Raw genomic sequence first — 19,394 nt, forward strand, 5'->3', positions numbered from 1 at the left:
GGTCAGGACGTACGTCGGTCAGTCGGACGAGGCGATGGCCACGGCCACCGACGGATGAATCGGGAAGACCTTGGTCAGGCCGGTGATGCGGAAGATCTTCAGGATGCGCTCCTGAGTGCACACCAACTGCAGCGACCCTTCGTGGGCACGCACCCGCTTCAGGCCACCCACCAGCACACCGAGCCCGGTCGAGTCCAGGAAGTCGACGGCTTCCATGTCGACGATCAGGTGGAACTGGCCTTCGTTGACGAGTTCCACCAGTTGCTCGCGCAGCTTGGGTGCGGTGTATACATCGATCTCGCCGCCCACCTCGACGATCGTACGACCGCCCTCGGTTCGGGTCGACAGGGACAAGTCCACGGATCCTCCAGCACCTTGCTCTTGAGCGGTCGCCCCCCATGGATCGGCAGCCGCCAAGGCATTCAACCACTTATGGGCACTAGGGGACGATGAATCCCGCGACATTGGATGTAACACTGGTGCCCGATGCAGCCCAGAACACGCCCCCCGGAAGGTCTTCTCGGCCGCCTTTTGGCGGGTCGGGATCGACCCGATCGAGTGACGCACGTCCGGCGCATACCCGCTCGCGAAGGCGTTACCGCGGCCTGGCCCGACTGGGTTCGGCCGGAAGTCGGCGACGCGTTTCGCGCTGCGGGTATCGAAGTGCCGTGGGAGCATCAGGCCCGCGCCGCCTCTGTTGCGGCACAGGGCCGCTCGGTCGTGATCGCCACCGGCACCGCCTCGGGCAAGTCCCTCGCCTATCTGTTGCCGGTCCTCACGACCCTGGTCGAGGGCGCGGACGCGCCCAGTGGGCGCGGTGCGACCGCACTCTACCTCGCTCCGACGAAGGCGCTGGCCTCGGATCAGGCGCGCGCCGTCGAGGAGTTGCGGACCGCGAATCCCGCGCTCGGGTGTGTCCGGGTCGCCACCTACGACGGCGACACGCCCGTGGAGGTGCGGCAATGGGTGCGCTCCCACGCGTCCTACGTCCTGACGAATCCGGACATGTTGCACCGTGCGTTGCTGCCCGGACACCGCTCGTGGGCGGCGTTCCTGCGCTCGCTGCGCTACGTGGTGATCGACGAATGCCACACGTATCGCGGCGTTTTCGGCTCCCATGTGGCCCAATTGATCCGCCGGCTGCGCCGGGTGTGTCGCCGGTACGGATCCGACCCGGTGTTCATCCTGGCGTCGGCGACCGTATCCGATCCGGCGGTCGCCGCCGAACGGCTGATCGGCGTGCCGGTGGTCGAGGTGACCGAGGACGGCTCGCCGCACGGCGAACTGGTGTTCGCCCTGTGGGAGCCGCCACTGACCGGCCACGAGGGTGAACACGGAGCACCCGTCCGGCGTACCGCGACCTCGGAGACCGCGGATCTGCTCACCGACCTGGTGCTCGACGGCGTACGCACGGTCGCCTTCGTGCGCTCGCGACGCGGCGCCGAGGTGGTTCGGGTGATCGCGCGCGATCACCTGGCCCGGGTGGACGAGGCACTGGCCGATCGGGTGGCCACCTATCGCGCGGGCTATCTGCCCCAGGAGCGGCGGGCGATCGAGCGCGCGCTGCACGACGGCAGCCTGCTGGGGGTGGCCGCGACCACCGCGCTCGAACTGGGTGTGGACATCTCCGGCCTGGACGCGGTGCTGATCGCGGGCTATCCCGGCACCCGGGCCTCGCTGTGGCAGCAGGCCGGGCGCGCGGGTCGGGCCGGACAGGAGGCGCTGGCCGTCCTGATCGCCCGCGACGATCCGCTGGACACCTTCCTGGTGCACCACCCCGAGGCCCTGTTCGACCGCCCGGTCGAGGCGACCGTGCTGGACCCGGACAATCCGTACGTACTGGCCCCGCACCTGTGCGCGGCCGCGGCCGAGTTCGCGCTCACCGAGGAGGACCTGGAGTTGTTCGGGCCGGTGGCCGCGGAACTGCTGCCGGGCCTGGAGCGGCGCGGGCTGCTGCGCCGGCGGTCCACCGGCTGGTACTGGACGAGCCGGGAGCGGGCCACCGACCTGACCGACATCCGCGGCGCGGGCGGGCCGGCGGTGCGGGTGGTCGAGCAGGACACCGGGCGCCTGCTCGGCACGGTCGACGCGCCCGCGGCGCATTCCGCGGTCCACCCCGGCGCGGTGCACCTGCATCAGGGCGACACCTTCCTGGTCCGCGAACTCGACCTCGGCGAGGGCGTGGCCCTGGTGCGCGCGGCGAATCCGGACTGGACCACCAGCGCGCGCGAGGTCACCGAGATCCGGATCCTGGAGACCGTGCGCAGCCAGGAGTGGGGCGCGGCCCGGCTGCACTTCGGCTCGGTCGAGGTCACCGGCCGGGTGGTCTCCTTCCAGCGCAAGCGGATCATCACCGGCGAGGTACTGGGCGAGCACAAACTGGACCTGCCCGAGCGCAGCCTGCGCACCCGCGCGGTGTGGTGGACGGTCACACCCGACCAGGTGGCGGCGGCGGGCATCGAGCCGACCGACCTGCCGGGCGCCGCGCACGCGGCCGAACACGCCTCGATCGGCCTGCTGCCGCTGTTCGCCACGTGCGACCGCTGGGACATCGGCGGCGTGTCCACGTCGCTGCACCCCGACACCGGCCTGCCGACCGTATTCGTCTACGACGGCCACCCGGGCGGCGCGGGCTTCGCCGAACGCGCCTACGTCACCGCAGCGGCCTGGCTGAGCGCGACCCGCGAGGCGATCGCGTCCTGCGAGTGCGAACACGGCTGCCCGAGCTGCGTGCAATCCCCCAAATGCGGCAACGGCAACCAGCCGTTGGACAAGCTCGGAGCTGTGGCGCTGCTGGACGCTTTGCTGGGGGCGGGTGGGGCCGGAGAGGCGGGCGGCGGGGGCGCCTGAGTCGCGGGGCCGGCGGGTCGGGTGGTTGTCGGGCCGGCGTGGGCGCCGGCGTGGGCCGGGGGGCCTGCGGGGGTGGGGGTGGTCACCTCGACCGTCGCGAAGTCGTTGGTGAGGCGGCAGCGGGTCAGCGTGGCGTGCTGGGCCCTGGCCACGCGGCGGGCCAGGGTGCACGCCTCCTCGGGGCCGGCGGCGGCCCTGCCTGCCGCCGCGAGTGCGGCCAGGTCGGCCGCGGCGGCTGCGCGGTGGCGGGCCGCGACCGCGCCGGCGAAGGCGAACACGAACGCCACGGCGCACATCGGCACCAGCGCGAGCGCGAGCACCCACAACGTTGCCGAGCCCTCCTGCGCCGAGGGGCGTGGGCTCACGGCGGCACCTCGTCCTCCATGGCGGCCACCGCCACATGTTCCACGTGGAACCGCACCCCGGCCCAGGCCGCGCCCGGAACGCCGACCTCGCCGGCGACCCGGAAGCGCACCAGGCCGTCCGCGCGGGACACCTCCGTCCGCGCTCCGACCGGCCCGGCGGCCCGCGCCCGCTCCTGGGCCACCGCCGCCGGCTCGCCCCGGGCCAGTGCCCGCGCCCCCGCCTGCGCCGCGTCCACGCAGCGGATCTGCGCGGCGGCGGCACCGATTCCGGACACCGACACGGCGGTCAGCAGGACCAGGACCGGCAGTACGACCGCGGTTTCCGCGGTGACGAAGCCGTTCGCCGCACCTGCCCGGCGAGTGGCGGTACGGGGCTCGGGACGAGGCTTGGTGCATGGCTCGGGACGAGGCTCAGAACGAGACATCGAGGGCCTTGGTGATCACGCCGGTGAGCGCCTGCGCGACGCCCGGACTGGTCACGATCTTGAACAGCACGGCCCCGAAGGCCACCGCGGCGACCGTGCCCACCGCGTACTCGGCCGTGGTCATTCCGGCGTCGTCGCGCAGCCGCAGCCACATCCGACGCGCGGTCGTAGCGGGAATCGGCAGAAGAAGGCGCAAGCTCATGTGAGTCTCCCTTTTTTCTGTGTACGTGGATGAGTTGGAAGGTCAGAAGGGCTGCAACAGGGTCGTCGTCAGCCCGATCACGATCGGAACCACACCGATCAGCAGGAAGGCCGGCAGGAAGCACAATCCGAGCGGAACGGTGGCGCGCACCCCCACCCGGCGCGCGGCCGCGGCAGCCGCCCGTCGATGCTCGGCCCGTTGTTCGTCGGCCATCCGGGCCACCAGGGCCGCCGCCGGCGCACCGCCCGTCGCGGCCCGGGCCAGCGCCCGGCCCAGCGGCGCGAGCACCGGATCGTCGGTCAGCCCGAGCCAGCACCGACCCGGATCGCCGCCCAACCGCAGCGAGGCCACGATCGGCCGCAGCCGGGCCGCCAGCGGTCCCCCGACAGCGTGCGCGACCGCCTCGGCGGCCTCCACGGGCGAACTGCCGGCCAGCAGACACGCCGCGAACAGGTCGGCGGCAGAGGGCAGATCGGCCCGCAGCCGCACCCGGAGCACGCGCCCGGAACGGGGCTCCAACCGGCCCAGCCGCCGGTCGAGCGCGAGCGCCACCACGATCCCCGCGCCGCCTCCGATCCACCCACCGAACAGCACGAACACGGCCGCCCCACCCAGTAGCGCCGCCCCCCGCCGCCGCCACACCGGATCGTGCCCCCGCCCCGGCTCCCGCCGGCCCCGCCGGCTGCCGCCGCTCCCCCGCACGGCACCCCCGGCGCCCGCCGCCGCGACGACCGCCACCGACATCGCCACGCCACTCACGCCCACCACCCGCCCCCGATCCACCCCCGAGATCAACCCCGCCCGAGGCCCACCGCGCCGAGCCGCACCCGACCTCCCGCGCCCGGCGCCATACCGGCCCCTCCCCCGAGCCGGCCCCCGCCCCGGCCGATACGAGGAACGCGCCGCCCCTCACGCCGCCCCCGAGGCCGCGTGCGCGGCCAGGCGGTCCGTCCACTCCAGGCCGATGGCCACCAGGGTCAGGCCCACGCACAGGCAGGTGATCCCGGTCGGGGTGCGGAGCAGTACGTCCAGGGGTCGGGCGCCCAGGCCGCTGCCCAGGAACAGGCCGAAGACCGGCAGCGCGGCCAGTACGTGCGCGGTCGAGCGGGCTCCGGCGAGTTCGGCGAGCGATTCCTCGTGCGCGTCCTCCTCCGCTCGCAGCGTGGCCGCGATGCGTTCCAGCGCCGACGCGAACCCGGCGCCCCGACCGGTGGCGATCCGCCAGCACGCGGCGAGCCGCCGAAGTCCGGCCGCCCCGGGTCGGGCCGCCGCCCGGTCCAGCGCGTCCGGCACGTCGCCGCCGACCCGGGCCGACCCGATCGCCTCGCCCAGCACCGCCGGGATCGGTCCCGACACCGCGCGCGCAGCCGCCGCCAACGCCTCCTCCGGCGACCGCCCCGCCCGCAACTCCCCGGCGAGCGCGGCACACAACCCGACGACTCCGGCCCGCACCGCGGCGGCCTCCCGAGCGGCCGCAGCCCGCGCCCACCGTCGACGCAACGCCCACGCCCCCGGCAGCGCCACCAGTGCGGGCACCGGCGACGCCAGCAGCAGCGCCGCACCGCTTCCGGCCGCGAGCACCGCGAGCGGCACCCGATGCCGCCGCACCGCCGTCCCGAAGGCCGATCGACCCATCCGCTCGACGTCGAACGCCCCCAGCACCCCCCGCAGCCGGGCCGGCCCATCCCGAGTCGTCGACAACCACACCAGCCCCGCGACCCCACTCGCCGCGACCAGCGCCGCCCCCATCCCGGCCCTCACCCCCGCCACCACCCCGCCAGCAGCGTGGTCAGCCGCTGGTGACCCGGGCCGGGGCGAGAGGCGCCGCCGCGCTCGAAGCGCATCGCGGACACCGGGTGCACCCGACCCGCCGCATCGCGTTCGAGCACATGGATCTCGGCCACCCGACGCAGGCCGTCCCGCTCGCGCACCACATGCACGACCAGATCGAGTGCGGCGGCCAGTTGGCTGTGCAGCGCGTCCCGGCCCAGGCCCGCCAGCGCGCCCAGGGCCTCGAGCCGCGCCGGTACGTCCGCCGCCGAGTTCGCGTGCACCGTGCCGCAACCGCCCTCGTGGCCGGTGTTGAGCGCGGCGAGCAACTCGACCACCTCGGCGCCGCGCACCTCGCCGACCACGAGTCGATCCGGCCGCATCCGCAGTGCCTGCCGGACCAGGTCCCGCAGCGTCACCTCGCCCGCGCCCTCGACGTTGGCCGGGCGCGACTCGAGCCGCACCACGTGTGGGTGACGTGGCGTCAGCTCGGCCGAATCCTCGGCCAGCAACAGCCGTTCGGCCGGGTGGGCACACCCGAGCAGTGCCCCGAGCAGGGTGGTCTTGCCCGAGCCGGTGCCGCCGGAGACCAGGAAGGCGGCGCGCGCCGAGACGACCGCGCACAGCAGTTCCGCCGCGACCGGCGACAACGAACCGGCCCGGACCAGATCGGCCAGGCCCAGCGAGGTGCGCCGGGGCACCCGCAACGACAGACATGTGCCGCGCACCGCGACCGGACGCAGCACCGCGTGCAGGCGGATCCCGTCGGCGAGCGTCGCGTCCACATACGGCGAGGCGTCGTCCAGCCGTCGCCCGGCGCCGCTCGCCAGCCGCTGGGCCAACCGCCGCACCGCCGCGTCGTCGGCGAACGTCACCGCCGTGCGCTGCGGCCCCGCGCCGCGGTCGATCCACACCTCGTCGGGCGCGTTGACCAGCACGTCGGTGACCTCGGGATCACGCAACAGCGCGTCCAGCGGCCCGGCCCCGGCGATCTCCGACCGCAAGGCCCGAACCAGCTCAGGCAACGCGGCCTCGCCGAGCACCCGCCCCTCGGCACGCAGCGCGGCGGCCACCGCGCCCGGCGTGGGCTCGTGTCCGCCCGCGGCCAACCGCGACCGCACCGCCTCGACCAGATCCGGGTCCGGCGGCGCCGGCACGGCCTGCGCGGCGGCGACCGTGCCCGCCGCCGGCACCGTCCGCAGTTGCGGCGCAGAGAAGACCCCGGTGCCCCCGTTCGCCGGCGTCGGCACCGGCCACGGCGGTGGCTGCGGCACCCCGGCCGGCCGCTCCTCCCGCCCACCCCGCGGCGGCGACCCGCCCGGGAGCGGCGTCGGCGGCGGGAACGGCGGCATCGGCGGCACCTCGCGCGCACTCACGCGGCCTCCCTGCGCACCATGCCGGCCGGGTTGCCCGCGAGGTATTCCCGACAGAACCGAGCCAACGGTCCACGCGAGCGCAGACCCGGCGGATCGCCCCGCTCGGCGGCGGCCGACAACCCCGCCTCCGGCCGCAACTCGCCCGCGAGCGGCAGGCCGAGACCGCGTGCGGCCGCCTCCGAGGTCAGCCCCGAGGAACTCGGCTGCCGCACCACCGCCCGCAGATCGCGCAACATCGGCCCGATCCGCGCCGACACCTGTGCCGCCGCGGCCAGCGCCCGCACCTCGGCCGGCACCACCAACAACCCGGTGTCGCACTGCCGCAGCGCCTCCGCGCCCGCCGAGTCGGCGTGCCGCGGCACGTCGAGCACCGCGAGGTCGTGTCGTCTGCGCACCGCCCGCACCACCGAACGGATCGTGTCCGGCGGGATCCCCGGTGGTCGCTCGCGGTCCCACGAGAGCACGGTCAGCCCGTGCAGATGCACCAACGCGTCGGACAGCGCGCCACCGTCGATCCGGCCCCGCGCGCTCGCCAGGTCCGGCCAGCGCAGGCCGCTCTCGTCCTCGCCGCCGAGCAGCACGTCCAGTCCCCCGCCCAGCGGATCCACGTCCACCAGCGCGGCGTTCAGTCCCCGACGCCCCGCGGTCACCGCGAGCGCGCAGGCCAACGTGCTGGCCCCGCTGCCGCCGCAACCGCCGAGCACGGCGATCGTGTGCGCGTCCGGCCCGGTGCCCTCCGCGACATCGCCCAGCCGGTCGACGATCCATGCCTCGGCGTCGGGCAGGAACACCACGTGGTCCGCCCCGACATCCAGGGCCCGTCGCCACACGTCCCCGTCGTCCAGGTCGGCGCCGATCAGCACCACGTCCTCCCGGCGGGGCAATCCGCACCGGGCCAGGCCCGGCGTCACGTCGTCGCCCACGATCACCAGCGGCGCCGCCGGCCACGCGGTCCGTGCCGCACCCGGGTCCGGCTGCACCTCCGGCTCGATCCCGGCGGCGGCGCACAGCCGCAGGAGTTCGTCGAGCAGGGCCGGATCGCCGGTCACCAGGAGCGGGCGGGCCGGCCGGGGTGGGGAAAGCGCTGCCACGGAACCTCCAGGGGGTCGGGGAGGTCCGTCCGAACCGGGCCTCCCGAGAGCTGACCCCACCGTCGCCGCCGGCGCGCGCTCGGCCGAGCGGGTGGTTCGTGCCTGTGTACAAGGCCGTGGTTGTGGATAGCGGATTCACTCGTGTGAGGGACGCCCGAGCGGTTGCGGACATGTTTCCGTGTCGGTGCGCGCGTAGAACACCGAAAATCGCCCGGGAATCCACCCGAAACAGCGGAGAACGACCGGTCCGAAAAAGCCGCCGGCCCCAAGCTCGTGCGGCCGACCCGAAATCGCGGATTCAATCCGAGCCGGGTGGCCGGAGGCCGCACCGACAACCACGCATCCCGGCGGTTGGTCGGACAAAGGCCGACCCACGCACGCGTACGGACACAAAAAAACCCCCCGGACAAGCGACGACCCCCGCCGGGGGGGAGAGCGGGGGTCGTCTCCACGGCCGACTCGGGGGGGGAGGAGTCGGACCGGGTTAGCACGGTCGCGAACGATCCGTGACTTCCAGGATGTACCCGAGGGGGTTCTCTAGCAAACCCACGACGTGGAGTTTACGCCGAATGGCTGCCCTTATCCTCGTGAACTGTGGAAACCCAGGCGCCGAAGCGGACAGCAGCCTTCTTCGACCTCGACAAGACCATCATCGCCAGGTCCAGTGCGCTGGCGTTCAGCAGATCCTTCTACAACGGCGGTCTGATCAATCGCCGCTCCGTCCTCAAGAGTGCCTACGCGCAGTTCGTGTTCCTCGTCGGCGGCGCGGATCACGACCAGATGGAGCGCATGCGCGAATATCTCTCCGCGCTGTGCCGCGGGTGGGACGTCCAGCAGGTGCGCGAGATCGTCGCGGAAACCCTGCACGACATGATCGACCCGATCATCTACGACGAGGCCGCGTCGCTGATCGAGGAGCACCACGCCGCGGGACGCGACGTGGTCATCGTCAGCTCCTCCGGAGCCGAGGTGGTCGAACCGATCGGCGACATGCTGGGGGCGGACCGGGTGGTGGCCACCCGGATGGTCGTCGAGGACGGCCGCTACTCCGGCGAGATCGACTTCTACGCGTACGGGCCCAACAAGGCCGCGGCGGTCAAGGAGTTGGCCCGCACCGAGGGCTACGACCTCACCTCCTGCTACGCGTACAGCGACTCGATCACCGACCTGCCGATGCTCCTGGAGGTCGGTCACCCGTACGCGGTCAACCCCGATCGCGGCCTGCGCCGCGAGGCGACCGGGCGGGGCTGGCCCGTGCTGGTGTTCAGCCGGCCGGTCGCGCTGCGCCAGCGGGTGCCGTCCCTGTCGGTACCCTCGCGCCCCGTGCTCGCGGCGACCGCGATCGGCGCGGGCGCCACCGCGGCCGGCGTCGTCTGGTACCTCGCCAAGAAGCGCCGCTGACCCCGGGACACGCCACCGGGACGTGGATCGCGGGGCCGGGTCGGTCGGGCCGGGCGCGGGACCCGAGCGGGTCGACGGGGCGGCGGAGCGGGAGCAAATCCGACAAAGGCCAAAAGTAAAGATCTTGGGCCAGGGGTTCCCCTCCTCCCGGCAACCCACTAGAAAAGGGACCAACGGCCCGTACGGCCCCGCCTCGGCGGTCGCCGGAGCGGACCGGACACGACTGCCGGGAACCCACGTGCGACCGACCCTCGTAGGGGCCGAACGCGTCGGACGACCTGCATGTTCTTCCCCCCGTGGATGCGCATGCCGGGGCCGATCGTCATAACAGGTACACGCTTGGTACCCCGGTGGGAGTGACCAAACGGCGGCGTCCACAAGGGCGCCGCCGTCTCGTGTGTCCGGGTCCGTCCGACGGGCGGGCCCGCGGGACGGATCAGATCCCGCGCATCACCGCTTCGCAGACCGCGACGCTCTCCCGGGCGCCCAGCGTCATCGCCTCGGCGCAGTGCCGGATCCAGGTCGCCACCCCTTCGGCGGTGCCGCTCTCGTACGCGCGCAGCGCCGCCGCGTAGGCGTCCACGCCCAGTTCCAGGTGACCGACCTCGGGCACGGCCGCGCCCTTGGGGTCCAGGCCGCGGGTGACCAGTACGATCCGCTGCGCGGCTCGGGCGACCAGGCCGTTGCCCCAGCCGAACGGGGCGAGCGTGAGGATCTCCGCGTGGGTGACGGCGGCGACCACGATCGCCGGGGCCGAGGACGGTGCGAGCAGCAGTCGGGACAATCCGTCCAGCCGGGCGGCCACCTCCTCCGCCGACGGCAGCGGGCCGGGCAGTTCGCCGTCACGGCGCGGCCGACCGAGCGCCTCCGCGGGCACCGCGTCGGCGGCGGCGACCACATGCAGCCGGGCCAGCACCTGGAGCGGACTGTGCCCCCAGGTGCCCAGCAGCGAGCCGATCTCGGCGGACAACCGCAGCGCGCCCGCGATCACCGCGCCGCCCTCCTCGGCCGAGGACGAGAAGTCGGTGCGGCGGCGGATCTCCTCCAGCGACCAGTCGACCCCTTCGAGCGCGGCACTCGCCCGCGCGCCCCGAAGCGCGGACTCGGCGCTGATGTCCATGCTGCGGCGACGCATCGTGCGGTGGCCGAGCAGTCGGTCGACGGCCGTACGGGTGTCCTCGACGGCCTCCGGCACGCCGGGCAGCGCGGCGAGGGCGGCGAGGGGATCGGTTGCGGTGCTCACCCGGGCGACCCTACGCCGCGCGGGAAAGCACCCGCGACACCGGCCCGCGCGCGCCCCCGCGGTCGGCGCACCCCCCGCGGTGCGACTACCCAACGACTTGACGTGGGCACGGTAAGCGACGGATGATCCTATTCGAAAACGATTGTCAAACCCGATTGACGAACCCGGACGCTCGGACCCGACCGGTTCGGACCCGACCGGTTCGGACCCCGCTGTCCGATTCCGGATCGTCGAACCCGTCATCGAAGGGCCCCATCCGTGAAGATCGCCTTCGTCGGCAAGGGCGGCAGCGGCAAGACCACGTTGTCGTCCCTGTTCATCCGGCATCTCGCGACCACCGGCCGGCCGGTGGTCGCCGTGGACGCGGACATCAACCAGCACCTGGGCGTGGCCCTCGGCCTGGACGAACACACCGCCGCGGCACTGCCCGCGATGGGCGCCGAGCTGCCCGCGATCAAGGACTGGCTGCGCGGCGACAACCCGCGGATCGGCTCGGTCGCCGAGATGGTCAAGACCACGCCGCCCGGCCGGGGTTCGCGGCTGATCCGACTCGCCGAGGACAACCCGATCCACGCGGCCTGCGCGCGCGAGGTGCCCGGCCTGCCCGGTCTGCGGCTGATGGCGACCGGGCCGTTCGAGGAGTCCGACCTGGGCGTGGCGTGCTACCACTCGAAGGTCGGCGCGGTGGAGCTCTACCTCAACCACCTCGTCGACGGCGCCGGGGAGTACCTGGTGGTGGACATGACCGCCGGGTCCGACTCGTTCGCCTCCGGGCTGTTCACCCGCTTCGACATCACCTTCCTGGTCGCCGAGCCGACCCGCAGGGGCGTCGGCGTCTACCGGCAGTACCGCGACTACGCCCGCGACTGGGGCGTGTCGCTCGCGGTGGTCGGCAACAAGGTCCAAGGCCCCGAGGACGTCGAGTTCCTGCGCGAGCACGTCGGCGCGGACCTGTTGACCTGGACCGTGCAGTCCGACTTCGTCCGGGCCCTGGAGAAGGGCCGCGCACCGGGCTTCGAGACCCTGGAGCCGGCCAACCGAGCCGCGCTGGACGAGCTGGTACGGGCCTGTGACGCCCGCTTCGAACACCGCGACTGGGAGCGGTACACCGCGCAGATGGTCGAGTTCCACCTCAGGAACGCGCGCGGCTGGGCCAACGCGAAGACCGGGGTCGACCTCGCCGAGCAGGTCGACTCGGCGTTCGTGCTGGGCCCGCACGCGATCTCCGCCCCGGTCTGAACGCGGCGGGGCGGCCCGCCCCCGAAGGGACGGGCCGCCCGGGCCCGGTGATCGACCCGGCTCAGTCCTCGGCCGCCGCCGACGACTGCTGCGCGGAGATCTGGTCCATCACCGACGAGTCGGTCAGCGTCGTGACGTCGCCGAGCGTGCGCCCCTCGGCCATGTCCCGAAGCAGGCGGCGCATGATCTTCCCGGAGCGCGTCTTGGGCAGTTCGGTGACGACCTGGATGCGCTTGGGCTTGGCGATCGGACCGAGCACCCGCCCGACGTGCTCGCGCAGCTCGGCGACGAGTTCGTCGGAGGAGTCGCCGGCCGAGCCGCGCAGGATCACGAAGGCCACGATGGCCTGGCCCGTGGTCGCGTCGGTCGCGCCCACCACGGCCGACTCGGCGACCTTGGCGTGCGAGACCAGCGCCGACTCGACCTCGGTGGTGGAGATGTTGTGGCCGGAGACGAGCATCACGTCGTCCACCCGGCCGAGCAGCCAGACGTCGCCGTCCTCGTCCTTCTTGGCGCCGTCGCCGGCGAAGTACAGCCCGTCGAAGCGGGACCAGTAGGTGTCCTCGAACCGCTGGTCGTCGCCCCAGATGGTGCGCAGCATCGACGGCCACGGCTCGTCGAGCACCAGGTAGCCGCCACCGCCGTCGGGCACCTCGGTCGCGGTGTCGTCGACGACCTTGGCCGAGATGCCCGGCAGCGCGCGCTGCGCGGAACCCGGCTTGGTCGAGGTGACGCCCGGGAGCGGGCTGATCATGATCGCGCCGGTCTCGGTCTGCCACCACGTGTCGACGATCGGGGTCTTCCCGGCGCCGATGTGTTCGCGGTACCAGATCCACGCCTCGGGGTTGATCGGCTCGCCGACGCTGCCCAGGATGCGCAGCGAGGACAGGTCGAACTTCGCCGGGATGTCGTCGCCCCACTTCATGCAGGTGCGGATCGCGGTGGGCGCGGTGTACAGGATGGTGACCCCGTACTTGGCCACGATCTCCCACCAGCGGCCCTGGTGCGGCGAGTCCGGCGTGCCCTCGTACATGACCTGGGTGGCGCCGTTGGAGAGCGGGCCGTAGGTGATGTACGAGTGCCCGGTGACCCAGCCGATGTCGGCCGTGCACCAGTACACGTCGGTCTCGGGCTTGAGGTCGAACACCGCGTTGTGGGTGTAGCTCGCCTGGGTCAGGTAACCGCCGGAGGTGTGCAGGATGCCCTTCGGCTTCCCCGTGGTGCCCGACGTGTACAGGATGAACAGCGGGTGCTCGGCGTCGAACGCCTGCGGCTCGTGCTCCTCGGACTGCGCGTCGACCAGGTCGTGCCACCAGATGTCGCGACCCTCGGTCCACGCGACGTCGCCGCCGGTGCGGCGCACCACGAGCACGTTGCGCACGTCCGGGCAGGACGCCAGCGCCTCGTCGATGGCCGGCTTGAGCGCGGAGGGCTTGCCGCGGCGGTAGCCGCCGTCGGCGGTGATCACGATCCGCGCGTCGTTGTCGTTGACACGTGAGGACACCGCGTCCGCCGAGAAGCCGCCGAAGACGACCGAGTGCGGGGCGCCGATGCGCGCGCACGCCAGCATCGAGATCACCGCCTCGGGGATCATCGGCAGGTAGATCGCGACCCGGTCGCCCGCCTCGACGCCCAGCGCGGTCAGCGCGTTGGCCGCCTTGGACACCTCGCGCTTGAGGTCGGCGTAGGTCAACGTGCGGGTGTCGCCCGGCTCGCCCTCGAAGTGAATCGCCACCCGGTCGCCGTTGCCCGCCTCGACGTGCCGGTCGACGCAGTTGTAGGCCACGTTGAGCTTGCCGTCGGCGAACCACTTCGCGAACGGCGGCGTCGACCAGTCCAGCGTCTCCTGCGGCTCCACCGCCCAGTCCAGCCGCCGGGCCTGCTCGGCCCAGAAGCCGAGCCGGTCGGCCGACGCGCGCTCGTACGCGTCGGCCTTGACGTTGGCGGCGGCCGCGAGCGCCGGCGGGGGCGGGAAGCGTCGCTCCTCGCGCAGCAGGTTCGACAGTGCCTCTTGGGCCTTGTCCCCGGTGTTCCGGTCTGCGTTGCTCACGCGTACTCCTCCGTGCTGCTGCGGTCGGTTCCTTCCGCCGTAGCTCATCAGGGACCGGCCCGAGCCGGCAAGAGGAGGACCGCGATTGGTTTAGACCACTTATCAGGCCACGACGCATCGTGGCCGACGGCGCGATCGTACGGGGTGGCTACCCCGCGTTGAGTGCCGGAAAAGTGTGATCTTCGGCGCCCGCCGCGACGGCCGGCGGCAGCGCCCCGGACTCGGCCCGCTCCGCGTCCACCGGCCCGAAATCGCCGCGTACGCCGTCGTAGAGGTACAGCTGTGCGGAGGCGATGTCGAAGTACAGCCCGAACAGCCGGAGCCGGCCCGCGGCCACCGCTTCGGCGACCACCGCGTGGTCGAGCAGGTTGTGCAACTGCTGGACCACGTTGGTCAGGCACAGTTGCTCCACCGGCGGCACCCGATGACCGGTCAGGGTCGGCGCGGGACCCGCCGCGAAGCGCGCCATGGACGCGTCGCCGTTGCGCAGCCAACGATCGAGGTGCGGCGTGGTGGCCTGCTCCGGCCCGGCCTCGCCGGCCTTGCCGACCTTGTCGAGCAGCGCGCCCATCGCGCCGCAACCGGAATGCCCGCACACCGTGATGCTGCGCACGCCGAGCACGGCCACCGCGTACTCGATCGCCGCGCCCACCGAGGCGTCGGCCGTGTTCGGGTCGGTGTACCCGGCCTCGCCGCGCGGCACCAGGTTGCCGATGTTGCGCACGGTGAACAGGTCGCCGGGGCCGCTCGCGGTGATCAGGTTCGGCACGATCCGCGAATCGGCGCACGTGATGAACAGTTGCGCGGGCTTTTGCCCCTCCAGTGCGAGCCGCTCCAGGAACGGCTGGACCAGGGGCGCGGTGCGCTGCCGGAACTCGCGCGCGCCCGCCACCAGCGCCTGGGACGCGGTGCCGTCCTCGCGCGGGCAGGCGCGCTGCCAGTGCCACCACGGCGCGAACCAGCGCGGCGAGGGGGTCAGCCGGGAGCGCCCGGGGCCCGGCGAACCGCCCGCCGCCCGCTCGTAGCAACCGTCGTGGATCTCCTCGATGTCCACCCGCCCACCGTGCGCGAGGTAACTCGCCCGCCACGAGTGCACCGCCTCGAACGCGGCCTGGTCGAGGTAGTCCACCGTCATGTCGACCACGACGTGCTCGCCCGGCGGCAACTTGCCCAGCACCCGGGACAGTCGCGGCACCGACAGGAAGGTCAGCGACCCGTGCACCTCGACGTGCAGCACGCCGTCGCCGGGATGCACCCGCACGGTGCTGCGGCTGAGCCGGTACAGCGCGGTGAGCACCGCGACCACCACGCCGAGCAGCACGCCCTGGAGCACGCCGGCCAGGATCACCCCGGCGATGGTGGCCGCGTAGGCGGGGAATTCGCGATGCCGGTGCACGTGTCGGATGTGCGCGAGGCTGACCATCTGGACGCCGACCACCATCACCAGCGCGGCCAGCACCGCGAGCGGGATGCGCTCGACGAACGCACCGAGCAGGCCCACGAACAGCATCACCCACACGCCGTGCAGGATCGTCGCGGCCCGGGTGAGGGCACCGGCCCGCACGTTGGTCACCGAGCGGATCGCCACGCCGGTGACCGGGTAGCCGCCGATCGCGCCGGAGACCACGTTCCCCACACCCTGGCCGATCAGTTCGCGATCGAGCTTGGCCCGCGGCCCGTGGTGCAGCCGGTCGACCGCGGCGGCCGAGAGCAGCGACTCCATGCCGGAGACCAGGGCCACGCTGACCACACCGACCGCGATCGCGCCCCACGCGCCCGCCGGCGGCAGCACCGGCGTGGCGAAGGCGATCGAGGACAGGTCCACCCGGGCCACGTTCAGGTGCAGGACGCTCGCGGCCACCGTCGCGAGCGAGACCGCGATCAGCGGCGCGGGCACCTTGGCCAGGCCCGCCCACCGCCCGGGCAGCCGGCCGAGCATCGGCCAACCGAGCAGCAGGACCACGGTGATCACCCCGACCGCGACCGTGGGAGCGCGCAGGTTGCCCACCTGGGTGGGCAGTTCGCGCAGGTTCTCCCAGGCCGAACGCTGCGGCGCGCCGCCCAGGACCACGTGCAACTGGGCCAGCGCGATCACCACGCCGATGCCCGCGACGACGCCGTGCACGACGGCCGGCGACAGGGCGAGGGTGGCCCGGGCCACCCGGAGCAGGCCGAGCAGGATCTGCAGCAGGCCGGCACCGACGGTGACCAGGCAGGTCATCCGCCAGCCGTAGGTCTGCACGAGGCCGGCGACGATCACGGTCAGACCCGCGGTGGGTCCGCTCACCTGGAGCGGTGCGCCACCGAGCAGGCCGACCACGATGCCGCCGACGACGGCCGAGATGATGCCGGCGCCGAGTGGGGCGCCGGCGGCGAGCGCGATGCCGAGCGATAGCGGCACGGCGACCAGGAAAACCACGAGCGAGGCGCCGAGATCCGCGCGCAGCGTGGCCGCCCGGGAGACCGGCGCGGGCGTGGTGTCAGGGGCAACGGGCATGTCCGTGTCCTCCGGGTCAGTCATGTCAGTCATGTCATGGCGGGCATGGCTGCCGCAGGGATGGCGGCGCGCGCGAGTCGAACGAGAGTTCCGGGCCGGATAAGGCCAAGTTAACTCTAAGTATTTACCTCGTCACAGTAAGGCTATCCTTTTCGGAACGTAAAATATGCACCCACACGGGTGAAACGGGTGTTTCGGGGCGAGAAGCTTCCACACCGTGCGTGATGGCCCGTAACCTCCCCGGAGTGGGGGGTGGTTCCGTGCAGGTGCTCACGCTGTTCGCGACCGGGCTCGGTGCGGGGTTCGTCGCGGGCGGCGCCTCCTGCGCGGCGGTCCAGGGCGGCCTGCTCGCCGGCGCCGTCCGCCCGTGCCCGGCCCCGGCCGGCGACTGCGCGACCACATCGCCGCGCGGCCTGCTTCCCCGGGCACTGGCCGCGTTCCTGGGCGCCAAACTGGCCGCACACGCCGTCCTGGGGGCCCTGCTCGGACTGCTCGGCGGGGCGATCCAACCCACGCCCGGCATACGCGCGTTCCTGCTGCTTCTGGCGGGCGCGCTGATGGTGCTCTTCGGCCTGTCGATGCTCGGCGTGCCCGGGGTCGGCAGACTGCTGCCGCGCGCCTCGTCCCGCGGCCCCGGGCGTGGCCCGCTGCTGCTGGGCGCCGCCACCGTGCTGGTGCCGTGCGGGGTCACCCTGGGCGTCGAACTGATCGCGGTGACCTCGGGAAACGCGTTCGGCGGAGCCGCCGTACTGACCGGCTTCGTGCTCGGAACCCTCCCGCTGTTCGCCGCGCTGGGCCTGCTGGTCGGCTCCTCCGGACGGGTCCTGCGCGGCCGACCGACCGCGCTGCTGGGCCTGTTGGTGCTCGCGGTGGCCGCGTGGACGATCGCCTCCGGACTGCGCCTGGGCGGCTGGTGGACCCCGGCCGCGGCGGGCGCCGTGGACCACGCGGCGGCGAGCACGGGCGCCGACGGCGTGCAACGGGTCACCATCCGGGTCGAGAACCACGGCTACCGCCCGGCGCGCGCGCCGGCCCGGGCGGGCGTGCGCACTGTCCTGGTGTTGCGCACCGACCACACCACCGGTTGCACCCGGGGCTTCGTGCTGCCCTCCCGGGACCTGCAGCGGGTGCTGCCGGCGACCGGGGAGACCGGGATCGACCTGGGCACACCGCACGCCGGCACCCTCACCTGGACCTGTTCGATGGGCATGTACAGCGGACGGATCGAGTTCCGGGCCGACCCCTGAGCGCCGCACGCGGCCCGGATCGCTTCCGGGGCCTCACTCCCCGTACGGTGATGTGTCCGCGCTCACGCTCCCCGGGTGATCCGATGCGTCCCGACTCGGGTACGCCGGGAAGCGGTCCGGGCACGCACGCAACCGGGTGACCCCGGCGTGCGTATGTATCGATAGGGAATACAGCCCGGTCCGGCATGTCCATGGGAAGAGGTGAACTGTGCGAACTGTCCGCGGCGCTGCGGTGCTCGTCGTTGTCGCAGTCCTGGCCGCTATCGGTTTCGTGGTTTTCGCAAAGGACGGGAAAGATTCCGGCAACTCCTCTGCAAAGAACCCTGGCAACGGAAATCCGAGCGCTCCGGGCAAGGAATCGGACAAACCGAGAGGTCCGGTCAAGCCGATCGGCGACGGCTCGACGGCCGATACCGGCCCGCAGCCGAACCAGCCCAAGGTGGAGAAGCTCAAGCCGGGCGAGAAACCGCCGCAGTTCGTCGTGTTCTCCTGGGATGGCGCGGCCGAGGACGGAAACAAGCTGGTCTCGGAATTCTCGAAGCTGTCCGAGGCGAACAAGGCCCAGATGACGTACTTCCTGAGCGGTATCTACGTGCTCCCGAAGGCGAAGAAGGCCATGTACACCGGCCCGAAGCACGCGGCCGGCGCGTCCGACATCAACTTCATGTCGGACGAAACGGTGCGCAACACGATCATCCAGATGCGTGAGGTCTGGCTCAAGGGCAACGAGATCGGCACGCACTTCAACGGGCACTTCTGCAACAGCGCCACGAGCGGCAAGACCTGGAGCCCCGCGGACTGGAAGAACGAAACCGAACAGGCGGTCAAGTTCGTCCAGAACTGGAAGACCAACACCGGGTACGCCGACCTTCCGCCGCTGCCGTTCGACTACGCCCCGGGCAAGGAACTCATCGGCGGCCGGGCCCCGTGCCTGGAGGGCCAGTCGAATCTGATGCGGGCCGCCAAGGAAATGGGTTTCCGCTACGACGCGAGTTCCCCGGGTGGTCTCCAGGTGTGGCCCAAGCGCGGCAAGGAGACCGGCATTTGGGACTTCCCGCTCCAGTCGCTGCCGTGGCCGGGAAGCCCGAACAAGTCGCAGCTCTCCATGGATTACAACATCATGTACGAGCAGGAAGCGCAGCACGGAAAGTTCGACCCGTCGAAGAAGGACGCGTGGGAGAAAGAGGCCCACGAGTTCTACATGAACGGATTCCAGCGCGCCTATACCACCAACCGCGCGCCGTTGTTCATCGGCAATCACTTCGAGGACTGGAACGGCGGCATCTACATGAACGCCGTCCGGGACACGGTGACCTCGGTCTGCACGAAGTCCGACGTACGGTGTGTGACCTTCCGTCAGCTCACCGACTGGCTCGAGGGTCAGGACCCCGCGGTGATCACCAAGCTCCAGGGTCTGGGCGTCGGGCAGACCGTGGCCGACTGGAACACGATCGTCAACGCGTCCGCGCAGTCCCCGAACAAGCCCGCCGCGAACCGCTCGTTGTCCGCCCCGGACAACGCGGTGCTGCCGCGCCGCCAGGACTGAGCGACCGGCCGGATCCACGCGGGCCCCGTATCGAGGACATCTTCGGTACGGGGCCCTTGCGTTGCCGGTGTGCCGCCGCCGGTACCGGTCGG

Annotated in this window: 15 protein-coding genes and 1 pseudogene; 5 read left to right on the forward strand and 11 right to left on the reverse strand. The window is 72.5% G+C overall.

The genetic code is table 11. The annotated features are described in order from the left end of the window. Positions 1–18 precede the first annotated feature (18 nt). Positions 19–360 carry an STAS domain-containing protein gene (locus ACIBM5_RS26995; protein ID WP_020549531.1) on the reverse strand — a complete coding sequence of 114 codons (342 nt, stop codon included), beginning with the start codon at positions 358–360 and terminating at the stop codon, positions 19–21. 126 nt (positions 361–486) lie between these two features. Between ACIBM5_RS26995 and ACIBM5_RS27000 the strand changes: the two genes are divergently transcribed. Then, positions 487–2,850 (forward strand): DEAD/DEAH box helicase, encoded by a 2,364-nt coding sequence (locus ACIBM5_RS27000; protein WP_396009196.1) that lies wholly within the window; start codon positions 487–489, stop codon positions 2,848–2,850. An 89-nt stretch (positions 2,851–2,939) separates the two neighbouring features. On the opposite strand, the pseudogene ACIBM5_RS27005 reads toward ACIBM5_RS27000, so the two are convergent. From ACIBM5_RS27005 to ssd, 7 genes and pseudogenes are all read right to left on the reverse strand, one after another. Then, positions 2,940–3,215, reverse strand: a pseudogene (locus ACIBM5_RS27005) (Rv3654c family TadE-like protein); the annotation flags it as partial. Next, on the reverse strand, positions 3,212–3,640 hold the full coding sequence (locus ACIBM5_RS27010; RefSeq protein ID WP_396009197.1) for a TadE family type IV pilus minor pilin: 429 nt from the start codon (positions 3,638–3,640) through the stop codon (positions 3,212–3,214). The gene ACIBM5_RS27010 and the pseudogene ACIBM5_RS27005, both read right to left, overlap by 4 nt. After that, positions 3,627–3,842, reverse strand: a complete 216-nt coding sequence (locus ACIBM5_RS27015) for a DUF4244 domain-containing protein (RefSeq protein WP_396009198.1) — start codon at positions 3,840–3,842, stop codon at positions 3,627–3,629. Before ACIBM5_RS27015 ends, ACIBM5_RS27010 begins: the two co-directional genes overlap by 14 nt. A gap of 42 nt (positions 3,843–3,884) precedes the next feature. Next, complete coding sequence (locus tag ACIBM5_RS27020) at positions 3,885–4,442, reverse strand: type II secretion system F family protein (RefSeq protein ID WP_396009199.1); 558 nt, start codon at positions 4,440–4,442, stop codon at positions 3,885–3,887. Between the two features lie 309 nt (positions 4,443–4,751). Beyond that, positions 4,752–5,603 carry a type II secretion system F family protein gene (locus ACIBM5_RS27025; protein WP_396009200.1) on the reverse strand — a complete coding sequence of 284 codons (852 nt, stop codon included), beginning with the start codon at positions 5,601–5,603 and terminating at the stop codon, positions 4,752–4,754. Then, positions 5,600–6,988 (reverse strand): TadA family conjugal transfer-associated ATPase, encoded by a 1,389-nt coding sequence (locus ACIBM5_RS27030; protein ID WP_396009201.1) that lies wholly within the window; start codon positions 6,986–6,988, stop codon positions 5,600–5,602. Before ACIBM5_RS27030 ends, ACIBM5_RS27025 begins: the two co-directional genes overlap by 4 nt. After that, entirely contained in the window at positions 6,985–8,079 is a 1,095-nt protein-coding gene (gene ssd / locus ACIBM5_RS27035; protein WP_396009202.1) for a septum site-determining protein Ssd, read from the reverse strand. The genes ACIBM5_RS27030 and ssd overlap by 4 nt, the downstream gene beginning before the upstream one ends. Positions 8,080–8,673: 594 nt before the next feature. On the opposite strand from ssd, the gene ACIBM5_RS27040 reads away from it, so the two are divergent. Next, a complete protein-coding gene (locus tag ACIBM5_RS27040; RefSeq protein ID WP_396009203.1) occupies positions 8,674–9,480 on the forward strand; it encodes an HAD family hydrolase in 807 nt (268 codons plus the stop codon). A 436-nt stretch (positions 9,481–9,916) separates the two neighbouring features. Here the strand turns inward: ACIBM5_RS27040 and ACIBM5_RS27045 are convergent, their stop codons facing one another. Next, complete coding sequence (locus ACIBM5_RS27045) at positions 9,917–10,723, reverse strand: oxidoreductase (protein WP_396009204.1); 807 nt, start codon at positions 10,721–10,723, stop codon at positions 9,917–9,919. A gap of 258 nt (positions 10,724–10,981) precedes the next feature. Between ACIBM5_RS27045 and ACIBM5_RS27050 the strand changes: the two genes are divergently transcribed. Further along, complete coding sequence (locus ACIBM5_RS27050) at positions 10,982–11,962, forward strand: ATP-binding protein (RefSeq protein ID WP_396009205.1); 981 nt, start codon at positions 10,982–10,984, stop codon at positions 11,960–11,962. Positions 11,963–12,023: 61 nt separating this feature from the next. Here the strand turns inward: ACIBM5_RS27050 and acs are convergent, their stop codons facing one another. Both acs and ACIBM5_RS27060 read right to left on the reverse strand, forming a co-directional pair. Continuing rightward, a complete protein-coding gene (gene acs, locus ACIBM5_RS27055; RefSeq protein ID WP_391586360.1) occupies positions 12,024–14,012 on the reverse strand; it encodes an acetate--CoA ligase in 1,989 nt (662 codons plus the stop codon). Positions 14,013–14,160: 148 nt separating this feature from the next. Next, the gene (locus ACIBM5_RS27060; protein ID WP_396009206.1) at positions 14,161–16,509 is read right to left on the reverse strand and encodes a SulP family inorganic anion transporter; all 2,349 of its coding nucleotides are present in this window, start codon (positions 16,507–16,509) and stop codon (positions 14,161–14,163) included. Between the two features lie 245 nt (positions 16,510–16,754). Between ACIBM5_RS27060 and ACIBM5_RS27065 the strand changes: the two genes are divergently transcribed. Continuing rightward, entirely contained in the window at positions 16,755–17,756 is a 1,002-nt protein-coding gene (locus ACIBM5_RS27065; protein WP_396009207.1) for a sulfite exporter TauE/SafE family protein, read from the forward strand. A 262-nt stretch (positions 17,757–18,018) separates the two neighbouring features. Then, a complete protein-coding gene (locus ACIBM5_RS27070) occupies positions 18,019–19,302 on the forward strand; it encodes a hypothetical protein (RefSeq protein WP_396009274.1) in 1,284 nt (427 codons plus the stop codon). The last annotated feature ends 92 nt before the right edge of the window (positions 19,303–19,394 follow it).

This window comes from Embleya sp. NPDC050493 (genome assembly GCF_044458105.1).
Classification (GTDB): domain Bacteria; phylum Actinomycetota; class Actinomycetes; order Streptomycetales; family Streptomycetaceae; genus Embleya.